Raw genomic sequence first — 21,865 nt, 5'->3', positions numbered from 1 at the left:
ATGATCCGATTGCTTTTGTGGAAATAGGAGTTAGTAGATCATTGGCTTGATGGTCACCCTTCCTTGTAGAATGACCCAAGAATACCACAAAAAGTTATCACAAGGCAAGAAAAAATTTGCCCATCTTGTCCTGTGCTTTGTTTACATAGGTCTCGCTCTGCTGAGCAGGTAGAAAAAATACGGCACGCCGATGATCGCGATGACGATTCCCACCGGCAACTCGACAGGAATAAACACGGTTTTGGCGATAAAGTCTGCGGCCACCACCATCAACATTCCGATCGTGCCAGACAGCGGCAGGACGTATCTGTGCGCAATCCCCGCCAGGCGCTTGGCGATGTGTGGCGCCATCAAGCCGACAAACCCGATGCTGCCGGACACAGAGACGCACGCGCTGACGATCCCGATGCTGGACAGCAGCAAGTAGTTGCGCTCTTTTTCTACCGACACCCCAAGGCTTTTGACGGAATCCTCGCCAAGCTGCATCAAATCGAGCACCTGGGCTTTGCGCAGCAGGACAGGCGATAGCAGGATGAGCCACGGGAGCATTCCCGCAATGTGCGTCCAGTTCGCATTCCAGATGCTTCCCGTCAGCCAGACCGTTGCCATTTCAAAGTCGTTCGCGTCCATTTTCAGCGACAAAAACAGCGACACAGCCCCCAGACCTGAGCCGATGGCGATTCCGACCAGAATCAGCCGTTGCGGGTCAAGCGTTCCTTTGCGCCAGGCGAACAGGTAGATCAGCGCTGCTGCGAGCAAGCCTCCGGTCAAACCGAAAAGCGGCATCGCCATGATCGAAAACCAGCTTGTGCCCGTAAATTTTCCCTGGAAGAAAAACATGAATGCGACAATCGCCGCCCCTGCCCCGGCGTTGATCCCCAAAATTCCAGGGTCCGCCAGGCCGTTGCGCGTAATGCCTTGAATGACTGCTCCGGCAATGCCCAGGCCAAAGCCGACCAAAGCGGCAATGACGATGCGCGGCAAGCGGAAATCGAAAATGACGAGATCGTGATCGGCAGATGGCTCGATCCGCAGCAAGGTGCGTACCACATCCGTCACCGATATGTCGAACACACCATTTGTCAGGCTGATGTATACAGCCGCAACAATCAGCAAAATATTTACGGTCAGCAGCAGGCGAAACCTGCTTTTTTTCTCAGGCATGCTTGCCTCCCCCTCTCTTGTAAATCAGATAGAGGAAGAACGGTACGCCGATAAACGCAGTCACTACTCCGATGGGCGTCTCGAACGGGCTGTTCAAAAAGCGGCTGAGCACATCCGCCAGCCCAAGGAATACGGCACCCAAGACGCCTGCACAGGGAACGATCCAGCGATAGTCAAGCCCGACCAAAAAGCGGGTAATGTGCGGGATAATCAAGCCGACAAAGCCGATCTTTCCAGCCAGTGCGACCGAAATACCTGTGAGAATGACGACGGTTGCCGTAGCCAGCACTTTGACCAGCATCGTCTTTTGTCCCAGACTGAGCGAGATTTCCTCGCCCAGCGACAAGATCGTGATCGACTTGGACAAAAGCAAGGCCATGACAATGCCGACGATTGCAAACGGAATCGAAAGCGAGATCAACGTCGGATCCAATTGGTGAAGCCGGGCGTTGTACCAGAAGCTGACGTTTTGCGAGACTTGAAAATACGAAGCGATTGCCGCCGAGACACTGCTCAAAAATGTTCCCGTGATCGTCCCGATCACAGCCAGGGCAACAGGCGAAAAACCGTTTGGCAGCAACCTGGACAACGCGAGTACCACCATGACCGCTGCTGCCGATCCGGCGAGCGACATAAAGATCATCGTCGTGTTCGAGGCAGCAGGCAACAGCACCATGCAAAGCGTAATGGCAAAAGCCGATCCATCGGATACGCCCATAATAGAGGGGGACGCGAGGTAATTCCTCGTCATCCCCTGCATGAGTGCCCCCGATATAGCCAAAAACGCTCCGATCAAAAGTGCTCCCAACACTCGCGGCAGGCGGGAGTGCATGATGATCTGGTGGTCCACATTCCCCTCGTCAAACCGGAAGAGAGCCTGATAGATCGTGTACGCATCGATCTGCTTGGCCCCGTACAAAATGGACAGCACGATCACTAGCACAATCGCTATGGGCGAAACCGCAAGTAGGAGGATAGGTACTGCTTTTTTCGATTGCATGCGATTCCCCTCGCCTACTCCTACTTGGCAGACAATTTTTCAACAGCGGCCTTCAGGAAGTTTACTTTACTCCAGGCTGTTCCGCCTTGTGCGAGCGGATCTACCACGTTTACGAATACGTTGCCGTTTTTCACAGCGTTGATGCTCTTCCAGATCGGATTGTTTTGCAAGTCTTCCAAAGCTTTCGGGTTGTCTTTGTTCTCGTCCGTAGAGAATTGAACGAAAATGTAATCCGGGTTGATTTCGCTGAATTTTTCCAGGGATACGACTTCTTGCGCCTTCGCTGCTTTTACTTCCGCCGGAGCTGTCAGGCCCAGGTCAGCATACAGGGACGGGTTGAAGAATACTTTTTCCGGATAAATGTTGATGTTGCCGCTGCGCAGGCGAATCACGACGACTTTTTTGTCTTTCAGGCTGTCGCCCAGCTTTGCTTTGGCTGCTTCTACGTCTTTTTTGTAGTCGTCGATCACTTTTTGCGCTTCTGCCTGTTTGCCCGTCAGCTCACCCATCAAGAGCAGGTTGGCTTCCCAGTTGGTCGAAATGTGCGATACCGGGAAAGTCGTTTTGATTTTGTCCAACTTCTCCAACGTTTCTGGCGGGAATTTGCTGCTGCCCAAAATGACGTCCGGCTTCAAGGACAGGATCGTTTCCAGGTTTGGCTGGGTTTTCTCCCCGATGGATTGCGCTTCCCCGGTGATTGGCGCAAACATGTCCGGGAACTTGCCGCCGACGGAGATCGCCCCTACCGGTTTTACACCGAGCACGAGCGCATCTTCCATGGACTCCATGCTGCCTGTGATGACGATGCGCTCCGTTTTGCCTGGAACGGTGTATTCTTTATCGAGATAGTTGAGCGTGCGAGTTTCCTGCTGGGTTGCCTCTGCCGCAGGTTTTTCTGTTGTAGTTGCAGCAGGTGCTGTGTTGTTGTTTGCCGCGTTGGAGTCCGCTGCCTGCTGTCCGCCGCACGCAGTCAGTGCGATGGCCAGCATCGCGATGCTAAAGCCAAGGTATATCTTTTTCATCCTTTGAAAAGCCCCTCTCACCTATTTGTGTAACATTTGTTATTGATAACGATTATCATTCGTGATTATAGAGCATCTGCCTCGCCGGGACCATAGACGATATCCAGATTCAACATGGACGATCTCCTGAAAGCAGCTTCACGCATTGCTGGATAATCCGTTCATGGGCCATCGCCGAATATTCTCGCCACGGGTCTGCCGTAATCAGATGTGTCCGGTTGTTGCGGACGGCCTTCAAGTCTTGCCAATGCACCGATTGCTTGAGCAGCCGGAAACGCTCCAACGTCTCTGTTTCCTGGCAGACGAGCAGCAAAATCCTGTCCGGGTCGAGCGCCGCTACCTCCTGCAGCGTCACGGACTGGTCGTACACCTCCGCCTGCGTGACGTAGGCGGGATTCATTTGCAGGCCGTTGTAAAAAACGTCGTGCATGCTGCGGTTGCAGTGGAGGGCCAGCTCGTGCTTGAACACGCGCAAGATGAGGAGCTTTTCGTCGCCCAGCTTTTGCCGCAGCCCTTCCCGCGCTCGGCCCAGCTTTTCCTCGTACGCGGCAAGCCAATGCTCTGCTTCTGCCGACTCGCCCAAAAAATCGCCAATCATCCGCAACTGCTCTTGCCATCCCAGCTCTTCAAAAGGCACGAACAGCGTCGGCGCGATCCTGCCGAGCTGTTCCCTCTCCTGCTCATTGGCCTTGTCCAAAGACAGGATAACGTCCGGCCTGACTTCCTGCAGCATCTCGATGTTCGCCTTCCAGTTTTCATTTTGCCGAAACGCGCTCAAGTGGACGGGAATGTCGTGGCGGTAGTGTTGGTGGTAGTAGGCCGTCCATTTCGGGTGGAGTGGAGCCGCATACGGAATCATCTTCAACGCGAGCATCTGCCCGATGAGCGGCGCCCTGTAGGCAGCGATTTTGCGGTGGCGGCTTTTCATATAAACCGTAGGAGAAACGCCCACTTCTTTTTTGAATTTGCGGCTGAAGTAAAACTCGTCGTTGTAGCCTACCTGGTGCGCGATTTCCCGCAGCTTGGCGTGGGACTGGGCCATCAGTTGCTTCGCCCGGCTGATGCGCAACTGTGTGACATAGTCCATCGCCGATACGCCGTACGTCTTTTTATACAAGTCCACAAAATACTTCGGACTTACTTCCGCAATGCGCGCCAGCTGCTCGATTGTGATGTTTTGCGAGTAATGCTCTTCCATGTAGGCGCGCGCCCGCTCCAGCGCCGTAGCAGAGTCTTGGGCGGAAAAATCGACAGCCTTCACGATGTGGTGCCACAGCTCCTGAAACAAAATCTGGCTGCGAAAACGGGCGACTCCCCCCTCCTGCTGCCATTGCTCCGCGATTGAATCACACTGCATGACAAGCTGCCCGCCGGAGTTGACGGAAACTTCGCCCACCAGGGGAAATTCATGCTCCTCGCGCAATACGCGCAATTGTCTTTTCCGCTTTTGCGACTCCCTAAAAACATCGAAACGCAGCACGTACATTCGCAGGTCGTCTGCGGAGTCCATGTCGATTCCGAAGGTGCTCATCGGCGGGCAGACGTAGATCGCATCCTGGCGCAGCTGATGCTCCACGCTTTCCAGGCGCAGCCGGCCGCGTCCTCCGGTTACTACCAGCAAGATGTGCGCGTTCGTAAACTGCTGGCGGAGGCGTTCATGCTCATCTCCTTTCACCCAGGCAATATCGCGAAGCTTGAAAATGACATCCGCCATCACATGCTCAGTAAACTCCCGAAACAAGGCTTGTCTATCGCTCATCATTCGTCACACCTTTTGCCTTCCTGAATATTTCACACGGAACTGTTCTATGTACCTGGATGTTTATTTTGAAAATAATTCTCATTATCATGATAAAAGTATACCAAAACAGGCTCTCGCTTCCTATCTCCTGTCAGCAGTACGGAAAAAATGAAAAAGCTCCGCCTCAAAAAAGCCGAGCTTTCTGTCGCTTGTCGCGGTATCTGTTTTCTTGCAAGCGGCTCAAATTCTCCCCGCCTCGCTCATGTACTTCATGATCTTGATGACGTAGTGTTGGGTTTCCTCCGGCGCGAGCGTCAGCCACTGCTTGCCCCCCTGGCGAACAGCCTGCCAGACGTGGTTCAGCCCCCAGTTGTACGCTGCCAACGCCATCGGCAGGTCGCCGTCAAATTCATACAGCATCTCTTTAATGTACATGGCGCCGCCTAAAATGTTTTGCCACGGATCGGTTCGATCCACACCCAATCCTTTTGCTGTCTTTTCCTTGAGCTGCATGATGCCAAACGCGCCTGCCGTGCTCATGCCCGCATTTTGGCCAAAATCCGACTCGGCATAGGCGATCCCGTAAAGCAGCAGCGGATCGAGCTGAAACAGACGCGCCGCCTGATCCAGCCACTTTTTGATTTGGGGGAACTGCTCCCCGTCCTCTGCTGTTTTTGGCGGAATGCGTAAAAGCTGCCCGACATGGAGCAGGTCGGAAACGAGCCGGTTTGCCTGCTGGAGCTTTCCGCTAGTCGTGCCGTACGCTTGGGCAATTTGCCACAGACTTTCTCCCGGCTGGACGGTGTGCAAGCTGTCTGTGATGCACACCGGCTGCGGCGGACAGCCAGGTTCCTTTTTGCCATGCAAGCAATCTGCCGCATCCGCAGCCAGAATCCCTTCTTCTATTAGCGTGCGAAGCATAAATCGGGTGCGTTGCCCGTAAGTATGAGAACGAACGGTCCGAAGCCCGTTCGCTTGCAGCGTCCTTCGCTCTTCCGGCCTTTCCAGATAGTGCCGGAGCAAATTGGCCGTCTGTATCGGCGAGGATGACGCCAGCATATCATAGCCTGGGGTAAAAATACGCCGCAGCCCGGGAGTGTCGCGTGTGAGCAGCAGACCGCCGCTTCCCGCTGCTGCCAGCATCCGCTCCGAGATTGACTTTTCTGCCGACTGCACCTCGATGACGAGATCGGCGTGCTGATAGACCTGTCGCGCCTCCATCTGGCCTGTCTGCTCCACAATCCAGTCATGCGGAATGTTCAAGCCAAAAAACGGCTTCATTTGCGCCCATTCCTTGCCGTAAAAACGGGCGGGAACGCCAAGCGAAAGCAGCGGCCAGATGAGCGTATGCAGTGCACCCGCGAGATCGTGCTCAAGCTGATGCCGGTACATATACGGGCTGGCAGGAGAGACAACGGCCACGGGGATGCGTGGCCCGTTTGCACGCTCGTCTGGCCGATACAGTTCTTCGTCGTAGCCAACATCCATGTGCGCCGCGCGGATTCCAGCCTCCCTGTAGACAAAAACTGTTTCCGGGGAGACGGTAAAAACAAAATCAGCCTGCATGCGCAAAGCGACAGGCAGTGACCAGATGTGCACAAAAGCAGGGTCTTCCTCCGCCCAGTAAACCAAAGGCACCTTGGCCTGTTTGATTTGCTTGCAAATGTACGCTTGCTGTGTCAACGTCAGCTCCGGCCCCCAGCCTGTCATGACGATGAGGGATGGCTGAAACGATTGAAGCAAAGCAGGTAGATGCAGCCCGGTCAACAGCCCGGAAATCAGCACGTGATGACCGGCATCGTGGAACCCGTACGTTAATCCGTGAAGGAGCGCCTGGCTTTTTTCCAAAAACAAAATTCGCATGTGCTCCCTCCGACACTTCAAAATTGCTTTATGGCTGTCGCTCCCTGATTTTCAAATACTGATCCACATAAATATCGTAGGAAGTCAGCCCGTTCTCCTTCATGATGTGCTCGATGGTCACACCGTACGTCTGGGCAATTTTCCACAGTGTATCGCCGGGGCGTACATCGTGCACCTCGTACCGCTCGCGAATCCGATCCATGTAGGAAATCCACTGGCCTTGCCCTGCCGCCGTCGCGATTGATTGGGGCAACAGCCCTTGCGCTTGCAGCACCTCGACCATGTACTCGGCGCGATGCTGGTAGCTGGCATGGCGAACAGCCAGTCTTCCCTGCTCCCGTATTTCTTTTCGCTCCTTGGGATGCTGCAGGTAATGCTCGATGATTTGCAGCGTATCTGTAGCCGAAGCAGCCGCGACCAGGTCTTTTCCCGACGTAAACATGCTGCGGACGGCCTCTGTATCCTGAGTAACGAGAAATCCTCCCGACCCCAATATCTCATACGTCCGCTGTGTCAGCTGTGTCTCGTAGTTTTGCAGGCCGATCATGATCTCTGCCGAGCTGTAGACCTTGTGGGCATCCGGGTAGGACAAATACCCGTGAATCCACTCCTTGGGAATATCCAGCCCCAAATACGGCTTCATTTTATCCCAGTCCCGCCCGTAAAAATCAATGCGTATCCCCTCGTGAAGCAGGGGGCGAATCAGTGTGAACAGCGACACCAGCCGATAGTGCCCGGTGTACTGCTCGAATACATGCGGATAAGCGTTGGCGACAACGGCGATAGAGGTTCTATACCTCTCCTCGATTGGAACGGGACAATGGATACTGGAGTGGAATCCGAAATCCATGTGCGCCGCCTTGATCCCTCGCTGCGCGTAATAGTCCAGGCGCTGTGAACAGATGGTAAAGACGAAATCGGGCTGTACCCTCTGAATCAGCGGCATTGTAAAGCTCTCGGTAAACGTAGGGTCTTCTGTCGCCCAGTACACGAGCGGCACATCTGTTTGATGGACATGCCGATGAATCCAGTCCAGCTTGACAGGGGTTTGCTCCGGCCCCCAGCCGATCATGACAATCAAGTCCGGCTGAAACTCTTGCAGCATTTCCGGAATGTTTTGTTCCGTCAGCGGTCCCGAGATCATCACATCGTGTCCTGAGTCGCGAAACCCGTTTGGCAGTCCGTGAATCCACATCGGATGACTTTCCAAAAACAATACGCGCATTTCCTCACCTCGCCGTCCTTCCTACTGTTTCCGCTCGATTACGTCCCTCTTGGCTGGGCAAACCTCTCCAGCTTTCCAAGCGCATACTGGATGAGCTTTGGATTCTCGCTGTCAATCCCGTAAAAGAGCGTCCAGAAGCTGATCGTCTTGACGTAAAACGTTGTGATCCGGTCCAAAAACGTGGCGTCGATCTCCCGGTTGTAATAGCTCAATACTTTATGGGCAAATGCCGCGCCATACGCCCGGTATATCCCGACAAAATCATAGGCAGGGTCGCCTGCCCCCATCGCTCCAAAATCAATAATTCCGTTCAGTCGTCTGTTTTCAAAGTCGTAGAGCAGATGCTCCGGCTTCAAGTCGTTGTGCAGCAGTGCCGGCTTGAACCGGAAGTAATCCGGGTTCGCCAAAAACGACTGGAAGGTTTGCCGGGTCCACTGCTGCAGCTTGACAGGCATGTAGGAAAAAGCCTTCCGCTCAATCCGGGCGAGCAAGTTTTCATAAAAAACGCGGGTCAATCCCGGATCAATCGCCTTGTCGAACGACTTTTCCAACGGGTAGGCATGCAAGCCGCTCAAAAATCCGCCAATCGCCTCCGCCACCTTCTCCTGCTCCTGCTCAGACAGCCCGCTCATCTCTTCCCGATAAAGCGGCTTGCCGACAATCATCGGATAGCCGACGTACTTGATGTCGTCGGTCGGCGCAGAAGAATAGACAAACTGCGGAATCGCCACAGGCACCATCGATCTGAGCTGTGGCAAGATTTGCATCTCCCGGCTGATAATCGCCTTGGCTTCTTCGGTCTTGGGGAAGCGAAAAATCATTTTCTCTCCCACGATGACGACAAAATTGCTCCAGCCTGTATCGTCCACCCGGAATGATTCGTTACGTAGCTCTGGATAACGCTCTTGCAGCAGCTTGCGCAAAGGGTCAAGTTGCACACGAAATACGCCCCTTTCCAGACCGCGTTCTTACTCAGTTGTTGTATTGTATGACTTGGCTTACGAAAGGCAACGATAAAAAAGCCCCTAATGTGGCCTTTCCGGCAACATTTGGGGCTTTGCCGCTATAGATGTGCTAATGGAAAAAATTTTTTTACCAATGCTCAGCAAATATAGTATAATTGATGATAATGATTTTCATTTTCGCAAAAATTCATATTAGAGAGATTGTTGCACATAAATGGCGGGTTGTTTACTCACAGAATCAGCTGAGGAAGGAACGATTCTATGGAAAAAGTTTTGGAAGTAAAGGACTTGCATGTGTCCTTTGACACGTATGCAGGTGAGGTAAAAGCGGTGCGCGGAGTGTCCTTCGATTTGTACAAGGGAGAGACTTTGGCCATCGTGGGGGAATCCGGCTCCGGGAAATCCGTTACCTCGCAATCACTCATGCGGCTCATCCCTTCTCCGCCGGGACGTATTCCGAAAGGACAAGTCCTGTTTGAAGGAAGAGACCTGGTCACCCTGTCGGAAAAAGAGATGCAGGAGATTCGCGGCCGCGATATTTCGATGATTTTCCAGGACCCGATGACCTCGCTCAACCCGACCATGACGATTGGGAACCAGATTATGGAGAGCTTTATCAAGCACCAAAAGCTGGGACGCTCCGAAGCGCGCGCTCGCGCCATTGAACTGCTGGAGCTGGTTGGGATTCCGTTTGCAAAAGAACGCGTCGATCAATACCCGCACCAGTTCTCCGGCGGGATGCGCCAGCGGATTGTCATCGCGATCGCACTCGCCTGCAATCCGAAAGTCATCATTGCCGACGAGCCGACGACCGCGCTCGACGTGTCCATACAGGCGCAAATTTTGGAGTTGCTCAAGGACATCCAGAAAAAGATGGGCACGTCCATCATTTTCATTACGCACGACCTTGGCGTCGTAGCCAACATGGCTGACCGTGTGGCTGTCATGTACGCGGGAAAAATTGTCGAAATCGGCAAAGTCGATGAGATTTTCTACGATCCGAAGCATCCGTACACATGGGGCCTGCTCGGCTCGATGCCTAGCCTCGATACAGACGACGAAGAGCTGATGTCGATTCCCGGCTCGCCTCCGGACATGTTCAAGCCGCCTGTCGGTGATGCGTTTGCGGCCCGCAACCCGTATGCGCTGAAAGTCGATCTGGAGTACGAGCCACCGATGTTCAAAATCTCCGACACGCACTACGCGGCAACCTGGCTGCTGCATGAAATGGCTCCACGGATCGACCCGCCCGCTTCTGCTGTGCGCCGCAGAACTGCTTCTGCGGAGAAGAAAGCCGAGAGTCCGCGCCCGCAAAAAGCGCTCTCGTACGACCAGCGCGAGAAGCTCATCGAAGTCAAAAACCTGAAGCAGCATTTCGACCTTGGCGGCGGACAAGTCCTGAAGGCGGTCGACGGCATTACTTTTGACATCTACAAAGGCGAGATTTTCGGACTCGTAGGCGAATCCGGGTGCGGAAAATCCACTACCGGCCGGACGATTCTGCGCCTGTATGACGCTACAGACGGCGAAGTGCTGTTCAAAGGCAAAAGCGTCCACGGCAAAAAATCGAGCGAAGAGAAAAAATGGCTAAACCGCAAAATCCAGATGATTTTTCAGGACCCGTATTCGTCCCTGAATCCTCGTCTGACTGTATCCGATATTATTGCGGAAGGCTTGGATATTCACAAGCTGGCTACCAAAGAGCAGCGCATGGCGAAAGTGCACGAGCTTTTGGAAACAGTCGGTCTCAACCGCGAGCACGCCAACCGTTACCCGCATGAATTTAGCGGCGGGCAGCGCCAGCGCATCGGGATTGCCCGCGCTCTTGCAGTCGATCCTGAGTTTATCATTGCCGACGAGCCGATCTCCGCGCTGGACGTGTCGATCCAGGCGCAGGTCATCAACCTGCTCAAACGTCTGCAAAAAGAAAAAGGGCTGACCTATCTGTTCATTGCCCATGACCTGTCGATGGTCAAATACATCAGCGACCGCATCGGCGTCATGTACCGCGGCCGCATCGTCGAGCTGGCGGAAAGCAACCGCCTGTACGAAAATCCGATTCACCCGTACACCAAGTCCCTGCTCTCTGCCATTCCGCTGCCAGACCCGGACTACGAGCGCAACCGCAAGCGGATCGTGTTCGACGATCAGGCGTATCTGCAAAACCAGGACGAGGAAAGAGTGCTGCGGGAAATCGAGCCAGGCCACTATGTCGCCTGCACCAGAAAAGAATTTGAACGCTACGGCGGCGGTGTGCTGGTGTGACACCTTTACACGCATGACAAATATAAAAAGGGAGAAAGCCTCGGCTCTTCTCCCTTCTTTTTATCTTATCTGTCAAGACTTCACCCTGAGCAGGCGCATGCTGTTCAGGATAACCAGCAAGGCAGCACCTGTGTCGCTCAAAACGGCCAGCCACAGGGTCAGCCAGCCCGGAAAAATCAGCACGAGTGCGGCCAGCTTTACCACGATGGAAAACCAGATATTTTGCTTGATAATCACCAGTGCTTTGCGGCTGATCCTGACCGTGTGCGGCAGCTTTTCCAGATTGTCGGCCATCAGGACGATATCGGCTGTTTCCATCGCGGTATCTGTCCCTGCTCCGCCCATCGCAATACCCAGGTCGGCAGTTGCCAGCGCAGGCGCGTCGTTGATGCCGTCCCCGACCATGGCAACGACTTTGCCCTCCTGTTGCAGCTTTTTCACCGCATCTACCTTGTCCTGCGGCAACAACTCGGCAAAATAACGGTCTACGCCGGTCTGGGCCGCTACCTTTTGCGCCGTTCCCGCATTGTCGCCTGTCAGCATGATGATCTCGCTGATTCCCGCCGCCTTCAGTTTACTGATCGCGCCGACGGTAATCTCGCGGATCGTATCGGCTACTGCGATCATGCCAAGCAGCTTTTTGCGAGTACCAATCACGATCAGTGTATTGCCTTCCGCTTGCAAGGCCGCGATCTGCTCCTGCCAGGCGCTCATGTCTGCGCCCAGCTCGGCAAACAGCGCAGGCTTTCCGGCGTAGTACACTTCGCCATGGATCGTCGCCTGCACGCCTTTTCCCACCAGCGTCTGGAAGTCCTCACCCGCGAGCGCCGCCACCTGCTTTTCCCTGGCGTATGCGACAATCGCCTGGGCAATCGGATGGCTGGAACGCTCCTCCATCGTCCTGGCAATCGCCAGAATGGCTTCCTCCGTCTCGCCTGCGGCCACTACCTGCGTGACACGCGGCTTGCCTTCTGTCAGCGTGCCTGTCTTGTCAAAGGCAATCGCCTCAATCGCTCCGGCCCGCTCGAGAAATGTCCCGCCTTTTATCAGCACGCCGTTTCGCGCTGCGTTCCCAATCGCCGAGACGATGGCAACAGGCGTCGAGATAACCAAAGCGCACGGGCAGGCGACCACAAGCAGCTCCAGCGCCTTGTAAAACCATTCTCCCCACGTGCCCATGCCGAGCAAAGGAGGGAACACGATCACAAGCAAAGCGAGAACCAGCACGATTGGCGTGTACATGGCGGCGAACCTGTCGACGAACGCCTGGGTCGGAGCCTTTTTCTCCTGAGCCTCCTCCACCAGATGAATGATGCGCGCAATCGCCGTATCCTCAACGAGCTTTGTCACCTTGATTTCCAGAGCGCCGCTTTCGTTCACACTGCCCGCAAACACTGCGTCGCCCGCTTGCTTGTCGACGGGAATGGACTCCCCGGTGATCGGGGCCTGGTTCACGCTGGAATGTCCGAACAAAATCTCTCCGTCCAGCGGAATCTTCTCTCCCGGCTTGACTACGATCACGTCGCCTACGCCAATTTCCTCCACGGACATTCGGGTCAGCGAATCGCCTTTTTTCACCCACGCTTCGGGCGGGGCCAAATCCATCAGGTTGCGAATCGAATCGCGCGTCTTCTCAATTGACTTGGTCTGCAGAAAATTGCCAATGGAAAACAGCCAGACAACGGTCGCTCCCTCCAGCCACTCCCCGATCAGCGCTGCGCCAAGCGCCGCAACGGACATCAAGACGTTCATGTCCAGCGACTTGCTTTTGATCGCGTAAACAGCGCTGCGCGCCGGACGCAAGCCGCCGCTGATAATGGACAGGGCGTACAAGATCGTGCTGACCCACACAGGGACGCTGGTCAGCGACACCAAAAAGCCAAGCGCCAGAAATGCGCCGGACAGTGAGGTGAGCACCGTGCCTGCGCGATCTTTTTGAACCGCCTCGCGGGCTGTTCGCCGCTCAAGCCGCTTGGCGCTGTAGCCTGCCTTGGCGACTTCCCTGATAACGGCTTCGTCCGGCAGTCCATCGGAGACGAGCTGCATTTTTCCGGTGGAAAAGTTGACGCTCACTTCCTTTACCGCAGGAAGCGACCTCATGTGCCGCTCCAATGACTTCGCGCACGAGCTGCAGTCCATGCCATGCACGCGATACACAATCGCCTGCGCAGACAAAACGCCCGCGCCGTCCGCAGTGCTCGCGGCGGCTGGCTCCAGCACCGTGAGAATTTTTGCCGCATGGGTATGCTCTGAGCTGCAATGGTGCCCGCTGCAGCACCCGTCTTGCTTTGGTTGATTTGACATTCGCTCTCACCTGTTTCCCAAGCATCTATTTTCCCCAACTGCTTCCGAATGAATCCAGCAAACATTCAAATAAATATTTAATTATTATATTATCGGATGCCAGTTCCTGGTTCAAGAGTAGAGTTTTTTGTTTTGCGCCTATTTATTTTTCCATGAAAAAAGGCCAACCAGGGAATGTTGGTTGAAGCAAGCTGAATTATGTTATTTTTTTGTATCTATTACAAAATACGACAACAATTTCGATCATCTTCTGATAATTTCAATATTGTGAAAGGTCTTTCCCGGCCTAGTAAATTAAATGATTACTTGCACAGTCCTTCTAGCCTCTATTTTAGTGGTGCCAGCAGCGAATGCTGCAAAAGTGGATTATTCGAGTTTTAGCAGTAAAGAGTTGGCAAAAAAGGTTCTTTCATTAAACGACACTCAAACAAAATCGCAACAGCATTCGTTAAAGTCGGCGATTGCCAACCTTTCTGACGAAGAGTTTGATTCTTTTGTCCACAACTTAGTCATGCAAAATAACGGAACTGACGAAGAATTGTCGGATAAACTAAAGCCGCTCGGAGTAGAGTTGGAAACAAAGAAAAACAGTAAAATTGGTCCTACCGCAATGCAGGCTGGAGACATCAACCTCGAACTGTCAACCGCCAAACGAGCTGGTCAATCTTACTATCGTCTAATTGCTTCTTGGAATCCAAAAGATAACGAGTTTTACCCTGCGACTTATGACTTACTCTCTATTGAATGGGATTCTACTGTGGGGAATATTACGACAGTAACGTGGGAGATACAAAGTATGTAACAGCTCGGGATGGATCAGAACGGAAAAAGGGAATTTACTTGTTTAATGTACATGACACTGAATTAGACTTCGGTTCTTATGCTGCAGTCTATGTAACCAAAAAGAAAAACTCAACATTAGATTTTGGTGCAAGATATGTTCACACTTTTGACACTAGAACATGGGGAACCGCCTTCGAAGCAAACTTTGCTTATGAAATGAGGCCAAGTGGTGGCATAACTTTTAGACTTACGCCAACCAAGACAGAAAAAAGTTGGCAGATTTGGGCTGATGGCACTTTGAAGTGGTAGTTTAAAATATTGTAAGAAGAGCATTCGGACAACCGAATGCTTTTTTATCATGAAAGGATGGAACGAAAAATGAAAAAGATGTTAATATTCCTTTGGCTTGTTACTTTGTCTCTCCTGACAACCTCATGCACCACAGCTTCACCGGAACCTTTACATAATCAATATCAAATTACGTTAACGAATGTATTTGAACATCAACACTCTCATTCACTCTATCAGTTTAAAAAAATTACCGAAGAATTATCTACCGTACAAGACAAAGAAAAACTAGCGTATATTTCAGGAATGATTGATAGTAATCTAATAGATAATCCCGCCTTCCTTCCAGCGATTATCCTAACCAATGATGAAACAAGACAAATCATAGCCGATGAACAATTGCAATCTGGGGTTTTAACATTATATCAGTATAAAAGAGATTATCTGAAAAAATTACAATCGCTAATTGAACAGAATGATCTTACGGAAATTCAAAATAAGCGAGATGAACTAAAGAAACTGAGCACTCTTATGCCGAAAATAAATGATGATCGGCTTTTCAGTAATGACAAGACAAAAATCGAATCCTATAAAAAAGACCTGGAATTCGTTCTCCAACAATTTCCGAAGAATTAACCTCACTTCCGCTCCACGATGGCAGCCTCCAGCCCTAACGCAAACTGGCGATCGCTCTGCGGTATACAACCGGGAACGATCGCCAGTTTGTTGAAACAGGCGGGAGCGAGAGTCTCTCTCGTTACTTCGTCTGCTTTTGTTTCGCGTTGGCAGCCGTTTGCCAGCGCTCGCCGCAATCCAGACAGACGCATTTGACAATTTTATTTCTTTCCAGATGCGTGCGGAAGGCAAAGAGCACGAATGCGCCGATCAGACCGAGAAACAGGAAAATGACAGGCGTTCCTTGCACGGCTACGCCGATCGTACCCAGCACGACCAGCACAGCGGCGTAGATCGAAATATATAAAGGGCGGTTGATCGCTTCTGTATAGTCGATTTTCCTGGAACGGCACTTTGCGCACTTTTGTTGGTAATTCATTGCATTCTCTCCCTGTTTTCACTATCACGTACATAGGCAATCATGTTCATCTTACACGAAAACAGAAAGAGACTCTACTGCTATCCCCCAATCGTTGCGAAAAAACGCTCACCGTCCTGGCGCAGCTTCCGGCTCCCTTTTGACCGGGAAGCCTTGCCGCACCCATTCGTCAAAGCCGCCGTCCAGATTTTGCACGCGGGAAAAACCGTTTGCTCGCAGCAAGCTGACAGCTATGGCCGACCTCCGCCCGCTCTTGCATTGGACCAGGATGGGACGATCACGCGGCAGCTCCTGCATGCGCTGCGGCAAGTAGCCGAGCATGACGTGCCTGGCTCCGGGAATCGCACCTGCCTTCCACTCTTTTTGGTAGCGGACATCGAGCACGAACAGATCGCCCGCCTGCACCTGCTCTCTCGCCTGGGAAGGGGTGATTTCTGCATACGATGTATACTGCGACTCGCCAGGAAGGTCGTAGACAGCAAGATCCATCACAGCCGCGACCTGATCCAGACCAATCGACCGCAAATCCTTCAATACGGCAGGGACGGACTGTGGATCGGCCAGCAAGTAGATCGGACGTTCATAGTCCAGCAGCCATCCGGCCCAGGTTGAAAACGATTTGTCGTGCGGAAGATTGAGGACGCCCGGCAAATGCTTCTGCGCGAACTGGCTGGCCGGACGGGTATCCACGACAACGCCCTGCCTCGTCCACGCTTCCACTGTATGGATGGAGGCTGCTTCCTGCACGACAGGCGCAATTTGCTGCACCAGATGCGGCCCGACTTTGTTCAAATGCTTCATCATTGCAAAATAAGTCGGCGGCTCCGGCTGGCCGGCAAGCAAGCTTTGCACAAATGTCTGTTCATCCTCGTGCTGCAACGCCCAATTCGTGCGCTTTTCATATCCAACCGTCGACGACTGGACAGCCCCGATTGCCTTGCCGCACGCACTGCCTGCCCCGTGCCCCGGCCAGACCTGCAAATAGTCGGGGAGCTGCTTGAAGCGCGCAAGCGAACGAAACATTTGACGCGCCAGCTCTTCGGCGGAGCCGCTCACATTCGCCGCTTTTTCCAGCAAGTCCGGGCGGCCGACGTCACCGACAAACACGAAGTCTCCTGTAAAAATGCCAATCGGTTCATTCGCAGGCGAGCCGCCGTCCGTCAAAAGCAGCGCAATATGCTCCGGCGTATGCCCCGGCGTGTGGAGCACCTCGAAGGTCAGCTTGCCAATCTGAAATGTATCGCCGTCTTTTAGCAAGCGGTGATTGTACTCGGCGGCGTATTCGTAACACCACTCCGGACCTCCTTCGTCTGACAAATACAGGACAGCGCCGAGCCTGGCCGCGAGTTCCCGCGCACCGGAGAGGAAATCGGCATGGATATGTGTTTCTGTCACGCCGACGATCTTCACGCCGTTTGCTTTTGCGGTCTGGACATACGGCTCGATGTCGCGCGCCGGATCGATCACAATCGCTTCGCCTGCCGCCTGGCAGCCTACCAGATAGGAAGCCTGGGCCAATTTTTCGTCGTAAAAATATTTGAGCAGCATACCGTCGCCCTCCTTTATTTCTTATCTGCGTTTTGTCTGTCCTACATCCTGCCTTTAAGCATCCCGTGCCAATACATGACGGGAAGCACCTCTTTTTTCAACCAGTACATGCTGCGCCGTTCACGGGATTGATCGAACGGAAACGTCTCCCGCGGAATCTGCTCGTAATCAAATTCAGCCAAAATCAGTTTGCCGTAGCCCGTGACGAGCGGGCAGGACGTATAGCCGTTGTAATGCCGATAGTCCCGTTTGCCGTTGATTTGCGCCAGCAGATTGTGCACGACGACCGGAGCCTGCTTGCGAATGGCCGCACCTGTTTTGGAGGTGGGCAAATTGGCGCAATCGCCAAGCCCAAACACGTTGGCAAAGCGCGTATGCTGCAACGTGTGCTTATCCACGTCCAGCCAGCCGTCAGCATCAGCGAGCGGACTTTTTTTGATAACATCAGGGGCGCTCATCGGCGGCACGACGTGAATCATGTCGTAGGCCATCGTCACCTGCTCACGGGTATTTACGTTTTCGAAAACCGCTTGCTTTTGATCGGCGCGAATCTCGACGAGGTTGTGCTGAAAGGTTGTGTAAATTTGTTTTCGTTCGACGACCTTCTGCAAGGCATCGGCATACTTTTTCACGCCAAAAATGGTCGGTGCTCCCGAAACAAACCGGATAATGGATTGCTGGCGCACACCTGACTGGCGAAAGTAATCGTCCGCCAGGTACATGATTTTTTGCGGTGCGCCGCCGCATTTCACCGGAGTGTTGGGCTGGGTGAAGATCGCTGTCCCCCCCTGAAACTGGCGGATGCTGTCCCACGTGCTTTCCACGTAGTCGTACGAGTAATTGCTGCATACCCCCTCTTTGCCGATGCTCTCCTTTAGCCCTTTTACTTTGTCCCAATCGATCTGGATTCCGGCTGCCACAACGAGGTAGTCGTAGTGCAGCTTGTTTCCGGACGCAGTCACGACGGCATTTTCTTTTGGCAAAAATGCTGTGACAGCCTCTCTGACCCAGATCGCGCCTTTCGGGATGACCGCCGCTTCGTCGCGTTCGGTCACTTCCCTGCTGACCACTCCGGCACCTGCAAGCGTCCACAACGGCTGATAGTAGTGCTTGGCCGCATCATCGACAATGGCAATCTGCCCCGAAAGCTCCCGTGCTTTGCGCAGGAGCTGCGCTGCAACCGTGATCCCTGCACTCCCGCCCCCGACAATTACAAGCTTGTAACGCGTCTGTTGACCCGCCTCCGCGATCATCCTCCACCTCATCTCCCTGACCATGTTCTAATAGGGGCGCATAGCCACTTGCCCTGTCACACGGACAGATTGGCTGCTTCGAGATTAACTGGAATCATCAGGAAAACCCCATACAAAAGAGCTATGACGCTCTCCCTCCGAACATGAGCCTGATTGTTGGAGAACTGCAAAATGCCTTTGCTCTTTTCGTGCGAATGTCTATAATAGTAGGACATGGACGTAAGCGAGAGGTGATTTTTACGGTGGACGACATCTGTGAGATTCAATGTTATGATGAAGAAAAAGTCCGTCGCTTGAAGCCGTACGCGTCTGAATCAGAAGGCGCAGCCAAAATTTTCAAGGCGCTCGCCGACGACACCCGGGCGAAAATCATTCATATTTTGTCCCTGGAAGACGAGTTGTGCGTCTGTGACGTGGCAGCCATCATCGGCAGCTCCATCGCCAACACCTCGCATCATTTGCGGCTTCTGCGCAACATGGGACTGGCCAAATACCGCAAAGAGGGCAAGCTCGTCTTTTATTCGCTGGACGATGACCATGTGCGCCACCTGATCTCAGCGGGAATCGAGCATGCCAAAGAACAGAAATCGACTGTCCGAGCTACGTAACTGCTCGGTTTTTTTATTGTTTCATGCGTCCTTTTCGCAAGCGCAAGGAATTCAGCACGACCGACAGCGAGCTGAACGCCATGGCGATTCCCGCCAGCCACGGTGCCAGGAAGCCGAGCATCGTCGCCGGGATCGCAATCGCGTTGTAAAAAAAGGCCCAGAACAAGTTTTGCCGGATGTTTTTCATCGCCATTTGGCTGAGCCGGATAGCATGGACCACCCCTGTTACCTCGCCGTGCATGATGACGACATCGGCCGAATCCTTGGAAATGTCCGCTCCCGTGCCCAGCGCAATACCGACGCTTGCTGCCGTCAGGGCTGGCGCATCGTTGAGCCCGTCGCCGACCATGGCGATTTTTCTCCCTTTTTCTTGCAGGCGCAAGATCAGCTCCGCTTTTTGGGCTGGCAGCACGCCCGCGTACACCTGCCCGATTCCCGCCTGTCGCGCCACGCTTTTTGCCGTATACGGGTTGTCTCCTGTAATCATGATGACGTCCTTGCCCAGTTTGCGCAGTTGGGCGACCGCTTTTTTCGCGTCTCTTTTCAATCGGTCGGACAGCACCACATACCCGGCCAGCCGCCCGTCGATGGCTGCGAGCAGCACCATTTTTCCTTCCGCTCCGTGCCGCTCCACCTGATCGAGAACCGTACCGATGTCCACGTTTTTGCGGGCCAGGAGCCTGGGCGAACCGACGACAACCGCATGTCCTTCCACTGTCGCCTCGATTCCGTAGCCGGGCAGCGAGGAAAAGGACGTGGCTTCCGGGATGGACAGCCCCTGCTTTTTCGCATGGGCCACAATCGTTGCGGCCAACGGGTGCTCCGAAGTCATTTCCGCCCCGGCCACCAGCCGCCAAAACGCCGCCTCGCTCCAGCCCCGCGTGTTGACGCCGACGACCTCGTGCGCCCCTCTGGTCAACGTGCCGGTTTTGTCAAACACAATCGTGTCGATCTTTTGCAACGCCTCCAAATACTTTCCCTGCTTGAACAAAATGCCCATCTGCGCCGCTCTGCCTGACACGACCAGGATCGACATCGGCGTAGCCAGCCCGAGTGCGCACGGGCAAGCGATAATGAGGACGGCAATCGCCTTTTCCAGCGCTCCGCCGAAGTCTTGTGGAGTGAAGACGTAATGCCAGGCAAAAAAAGTAATGGCCGCAATCGCGATGATGATCGGCACAAACACATCGGTAATTTCATCCGCCACCCGCTGGATTGGCGCCTTCGACAACTGCGCTTCCTCCACCGTGCGAATGACCTGCGTCAGCGCCGTGTCTTCCCCGACCTTCGTTGCCTTGACCTTGAGCCAGCCGCTCTGGTTCAGCGTCGCCCCGATGACGGCATGCCCGCTCCACTTTTCTACAGGCAAGCTTTCCCCGGTGAACATCGACTGATCGACGCTCGCGTGCCCTTCCAGCACCATCCCGTCCGTCGGTATCCGCTCGCCTGGCTTGACGAGAAAAATATCGCCCACCGCAAGCTGCTCCACAGGAACCGTACACACCTCATCCCCGCGCACCACATGCGCCAGCGCCGGCTGCAGTTCGTGCAGTTGTCCGATGGCATGCTTCGTCCGGTCCTTGGCCGTCGCCTCCAAATATTTGCCGAGCAGTAAAAACGTGAAGATTACGGCGCACGACTCGTAGTAGACCGTCAACCCGTGACTCGCCTTCCCGATGGTCGTAAAGGTCAGGTAATGGCTGTACAAAAAAGCGGCCGTGGTGCTCAGCACGACCAGTACGTCCATGTTGGCGGAACGGTTTTTCAAGGCGTTCCACGCTCCGAGGTAAAACGATTGCCCGATGAACAACTGAATCGGCAGCGTCAGCGCGAACTGGAACAAAGGCGTCTGAAACAAAGGCGGCACCCATAAAAACGACGTCAGCGAAAAATGCGCCGCCATCGCCCACAACAGCGGAATCGTCAAAATGGCCGAGAAAATGAACCGCCAGAGCAGCGCTCTTTTTTCCCCGAGCGTCTCTTCCTGCTTCAAGCTCGCGGAAAAACCGAGCTGTTCGATTTTCGTCATGATCTCCTGATCGTTGGTCAGCGAAGGGTCAAAGGCAACCCGCGCCTTGTTGGTCGTCAGATTGACGTGTACCTCCTGCACACCCTGGACCTTGCGCAGCCGCTTCTCAATCCGATTGGCACAGGCGGCGCAGGTCATGCCTGTAACCTGATACGTTTGGTGGATGGTCATGAAAAACTCCCCTTCAGCTTCCGAACATGTCCTCATGTCCAACCTATGCGCAAGGACCATCTCGTAGAAGATGAAGTATGAACGGCCGCGGCTGTGAATACGATAGGGAAGCTTGTAACTTATGGGAAAGTGGTGAACATGATGCGCAAATTTGTCGCCCTTCGGCTGTCGTGCCTGCTGCTGGCTCCATTTACCCTCTTTGGCTGTGCCCCCCAGGACCATGTCGGGCACGCCAGTACCGCTGCCGCACAGCAAACGAACACGCCGATGCTTGAGGAACTGTCCATTCCCTTGCAAGTAACGCTCGAACCGTCTCCGGCCAGAAATGTGCAGGAAAACGCGCTGCACATAACCGTTCCGGCCGAACATGCAGCCAAGCTGGAAACGGCTACCGTATCCGTCTCCCTGAGCATGCCGAACATGGACCACGGGGCAATCGTCTTCGAAGCCGTGAAGGAAAAGGAAGGTGAATACGTCGCGCAAATCATACCGACCATGCTGGGCGATTGGCTGGCTACGATTACATTTGAGCTTGACGGCAAAGCCATGAGCACCACCTATCCTTTTCGCGTCGAGCCATGA

Annotated in this window: 18 protein-coding genes; 6 read left to right on the top strand and 12 right to left on the bottom strand. The window is 53.8% G+C overall.

All coding sequences use genetic code 11. From position 1 onward, the window contains the following. Positions 1-141: 141 nt before the first annotated feature. From EDM57_RS10505 to EDM57_RS10475, 7 genes are all read right to left on the bottom strand, one after another. A complete protein-coding gene (locus EDM57_RS10505) occupies positions 142-1,164 on the bottom strand; it encodes a FecCD family ABC transporter permease (RefSeq protein ID WP_122904717.1) in 1,023 nt (340 codons plus the stop codon). Continuing rightward, a complete protein-coding gene (locus tag EDM57_RS10500; RefSeq protein WP_122904716.1) occupies positions 1,157-2,164 on the bottom strand; it encodes a FecCD family ABC transporter permease in 1,008 nt (335 codons plus the stop codon). Before EDM57_RS10500 ends, EDM57_RS10505 begins: the two co-directional genes overlap by 8 nt. Before the next feature lie 20 nt (positions 2,165-2,184). After that, positions 2,185-3,186: an iron-hydroxamate ABC transporter substrate-binding protein gene (locus EDM57_RS10495; RefSeq protein ID WP_122904715.1), complete on the bottom strand. Its 1,002-nt coding sequence runs from the start codon at positions 3,184-3,186 to the stop codon at positions 2,185-2,187. A 109-nt stretch (positions 3,187-3,295) separates the two neighbouring features. After that, entirely contained in the window at positions 3,296-4,945 is a 1,650-nt protein-coding gene (locus tag EDM57_RS10490) for an AraC family transcriptional regulator (protein WP_122904714.1), read from the bottom strand. 222 nt (positions 4,946-5,167) lie between these two features. After that, positions 5,168-6,790, bottom strand: coding sequence for a DUF3880 domain-containing protein (locus EDM57_RS10485; RefSeq protein WP_122904713.1), 1,623 nt, complete (start codon positions 6,788-6,790; stop codon positions 5,168-5,170). A gap of 28 nt (positions 6,791-6,818) precedes the next feature. Further along, positions 6,819-8,015 (bottom strand): DUF3880 domain-containing protein, encoded by a 1,197-nt coding sequence (locus tag EDM57_RS10480; protein ID WP_122904712.1) that lies wholly within the window; start codon positions 8,013-8,015, stop codon positions 6,819-6,821. Between the two features lie 38 nt (positions 8,016-8,053). After that, the gene (locus EDM57_RS10475) at positions 8,054-8,953 is read right to left on the bottom strand and encodes a phosphotransferase family protein (protein ID WP_122904711.1); all 900 of its coding nucleotides are present in this window, start codon (positions 8,951-8,953) and stop codon (positions 8,054-8,056) included. 288 nt (positions 8,954-9,241) lie between these two features. Between EDM57_RS10475 and EDM57_RS23900 the strand changes: the two genes are divergently transcribed. After that, positions 9,242-11,245 carry an ABC transporter ATP-binding protein gene (locus EDM57_RS23900; RefSeq protein ID WP_122904710.1) on the top strand — a complete coding sequence of 668 codons (2,004 nt, stop codon included), beginning with the start codon at positions 9,242-9,244 and terminating at the stop codon, positions 11,243-11,245. A gap of 72 nt (positions 11,246-11,317) precedes the next feature. Here EDM57_RS23900 and EDM57_RS10465 read toward each other — a convergent pair whose 3' ends face one another. Further along, a complete protein-coding gene (locus EDM57_RS10465) occupies positions 11,318-13,549 on the bottom strand; it encodes a heavy metal translocating P-type ATPase (RefSeq protein WP_122904709.1) in 2,232 nt (743 codons plus the stop codon). A gap of 391 nt (positions 13,550-13,940) precedes the next feature. Here EDM57_RS10465 and EDM57_RS23715 point away from each other — a divergent pair, with 391 nt between their 5' ends. The 3 genes from EDM57_RS23715 to EDM57_RS10455 all read left to right on the top strand — a co-directional run bounded on the left by EDM57_RS23715 (position 13,941) and on the right by EDM57_RS10455 (position 15,256). Next, complete coding sequence (locus EDM57_RS23715; RefSeq protein ID WP_246005789.1) at positions 13,941-14,351, top strand: hypothetical protein; 411 nt, start codon at positions 13,941-13,943, stop codon at positions 14,349-14,351. A 38-nt stretch (positions 14,352-14,389) separates the two neighbouring features. Further along, positions 14,390-14,641 (top strand): hypothetical protein, encoded by a 252-nt coding sequence (locus EDM57_RS23710; protein WP_246005788.1) that lies wholly within the window; start codon positions 14,390-14,392, stop codon positions 14,639-14,641. 69 nt (positions 14,642-14,710) lie between these two features. Further along, positions 14,711-15,256: a hypothetical protein gene (locus EDM57_RS10455; RefSeq protein WP_122904708.1), complete on the top strand. Its 546-nt coding sequence runs from the start codon at positions 14,711-14,713 to the stop codon at positions 15,254-15,256. A gap of 121 nt (positions 15,257-15,377) precedes the next feature. Here the strand turns inward: EDM57_RS10455 and EDM57_RS10450 are convergent, their stop codons facing one another. From EDM57_RS10450 to EDM57_RS10440, 3 genes are all read right to left on the bottom strand, one after another. Next, positions 15,378-15,674: a hypothetical protein gene (locus EDM57_RS10450; RefSeq protein WP_122904707.1), complete on the bottom strand. Its 297-nt coding sequence runs from the start codon at positions 15,672-15,674 to the stop codon at positions 15,378-15,380. 108 nt (positions 15,675-15,782) lie between these two features. Next, positions 15,783-17,222, bottom strand: coding sequence for an MBL fold metallo-hydrolase (locus EDM57_RS10445; RefSeq protein WP_122904706.1), 1,440 nt, complete (start codon positions 17,220-17,222; stop codon positions 15,783-15,785). Between the two features lie 41 nt (positions 17,223-17,263). Further along, positions 17,264-18,475 carry an NAD(P)/FAD-dependent oxidoreductase gene (locus tag EDM57_RS10440; RefSeq protein WP_170163427.1) on the bottom strand — a complete coding sequence of 404 codons (1,212 nt, stop codon included), beginning with the start codon at positions 18,473-18,475 and terminating at the stop codon, positions 17,264-17,266. A gap of 194 nt (positions 18,476-18,669) precedes the next feature. Between EDM57_RS10440 and EDM57_RS10435 the strand changes: the two genes are divergently transcribed. Beyond that, positions 18,670-19,083, top strand: a complete 414-nt coding sequence (locus EDM57_RS10435; protein WP_170163426.1) for an ArsR/SmtB family transcription factor — start codon at positions 18,670-18,672, stop codon at positions 19,081-19,083. A gap of 13 nt (positions 19,084-19,096) precedes the next feature. Here EDM57_RS10435 and EDM57_RS10430 read toward each other — a convergent pair whose 3' ends face one another. Further along, positions 19,097-21,283 carry a heavy metal translocating P-type ATPase gene (locus tag EDM57_RS10430; RefSeq protein WP_122904704.1) on the bottom strand — a complete coding sequence of 729 codons (2,187 nt, stop codon included), beginning with the start codon at positions 21,281-21,283 and terminating at the stop codon, positions 19,097-19,099. Positions 21,284-21,421: 138 nt separating this feature from the next. On the opposite strand from EDM57_RS10430, the gene EDM57_RS10425 reads away from it, so the two are divergent. After that, a complete protein-coding gene (locus EDM57_RS10425; protein ID WP_122904703.1) occupies positions 21,422-21,865 on the top strand; it encodes a FixH family protein in 444 nt (147 codons plus the stop codon).

The sequence above is a fragment of the Brevibacillus gelatini genome (genome assembly GCF_003710935.1).
Taxonomy (GTDB): Bacteria; Bacillota; Bacilli; order Brevibacillales; family Brevibacillaceae; genus Brevibacillus; species Brevibacillus gelatini.
This window is presented reverse-complemented; position numbering and strand designations above follow the sequence as displayed.

What these genes read in the sequence shown, in the direction of transcription:
- EDM57_RS10505 (WP_122904717.1), bottom strand. Translation starts at nt 1,164, where the DNA reads ATGCCTGAGAAAAAAAGCAGGTTTCGCCTGCTGCTGACCGTAAATATT.
- EDM57_RS10500 (WP_122904716.1), bottom strand. Translation starts at nt 2,164, where the DNA reads ATGCAATCGAAAAAAGCAGTACCTATCCTCCTACTTGCGGTTTCGCCC.
- EDM57_RS10495 (WP_122904715.1), bottom strand. Translation starts at nt 3,186, where the DNA reads ATGAAAAAGATATACCTTGGCTTTAGCATCGCGATGCTGGCCATCGCA.
- EDM57_RS10490 (WP_122904714.1), bottom strand. Translation starts at nt 4,945, where the DNA reads ATGAGCGATAGACAAGCCTTGTTTCGGGAGTTTACTGAGCATGTGATG.
- EDM57_RS10485 (WP_122904713.1), bottom strand. Translation starts at nt 6,790, where the DNA reads ATGCGAATTTTGTTTTTGGAAAAAAGCCAGGCGCTCCTTCACGGATTA.
- EDM57_RS10480 (WP_122904712.1), bottom strand. Translation starts at nt 8,015, where the DNA reads ATGCGCGTATTGTTTTTGGAAAGTCATCCGATGTGGATTCACGGACTG.
- EDM57_RS23900 (WP_122904710.1), top strand. Translation starts at nt 9,242, where the DNA reads ATGGAAAAAGTTTTGGAAGTAAAGGACTTGCATGTGTCCTTTGACACG.
- EDM57_RS10465 (WP_122904709.1), bottom strand. Translation starts at nt 13,549, where the DNA reads ATGTCAAATCAACCAAAGCAAGACGGGTGCTGCAGCGGGCACCATTGC.
- EDM57_RS10455 (WP_122904708.1), top strand. Translation starts at nt 14,711, where the DNA reads ATGAAAAAGATGTTAATATTCCTTTGGCTTGTTACTTTGTCTCTCCTG.
- EDM57_RS10450 (WP_122904707.1), bottom strand. Translation starts at nt 15,674, where the DNA reads ATGAATTACCAACAAAAGTGCGCAAAGTGCCGTTCCAGGAAAATCGAC.
- EDM57_RS10445 (WP_122904706.1), bottom strand. Translation starts at nt 17,222, where the DNA reads ATGCTGCTCAAATATTTTTACGACGAAAAATTGGCCCAGGCTTCCTAT.
- EDM57_RS10440 (WP_170163427.1), bottom strand. Translation starts at nt 18,475, where the DNA reads ATGATCGCGGAGGCGGGTCAACAGACGCGTTACAAGCTTGTAATTGTC.
- EDM57_RS10435 (WP_170163426.1), top strand. Translation starts at nt 18,670, where the DNA reads ATGTCTATAATAGTAGGACATGGACGTAAGCGAGAGGTGATTTTTACG.
- EDM57_RS10430 (WP_122904704.1), bottom strand. Translation starts at nt 21,283, where the DNA reads ATGACCATCCACCAAACGTATCAGGTTACAGGCATGACCTGCGCCGCC.
- EDM57_RS10425 (WP_122904703.1), top strand. Translation starts at nt 21,422, where the DNA reads ATGATGCGCAAATTTGTCGCCCTTCGGCTGTCGTGCCTGCTGCTGGCT.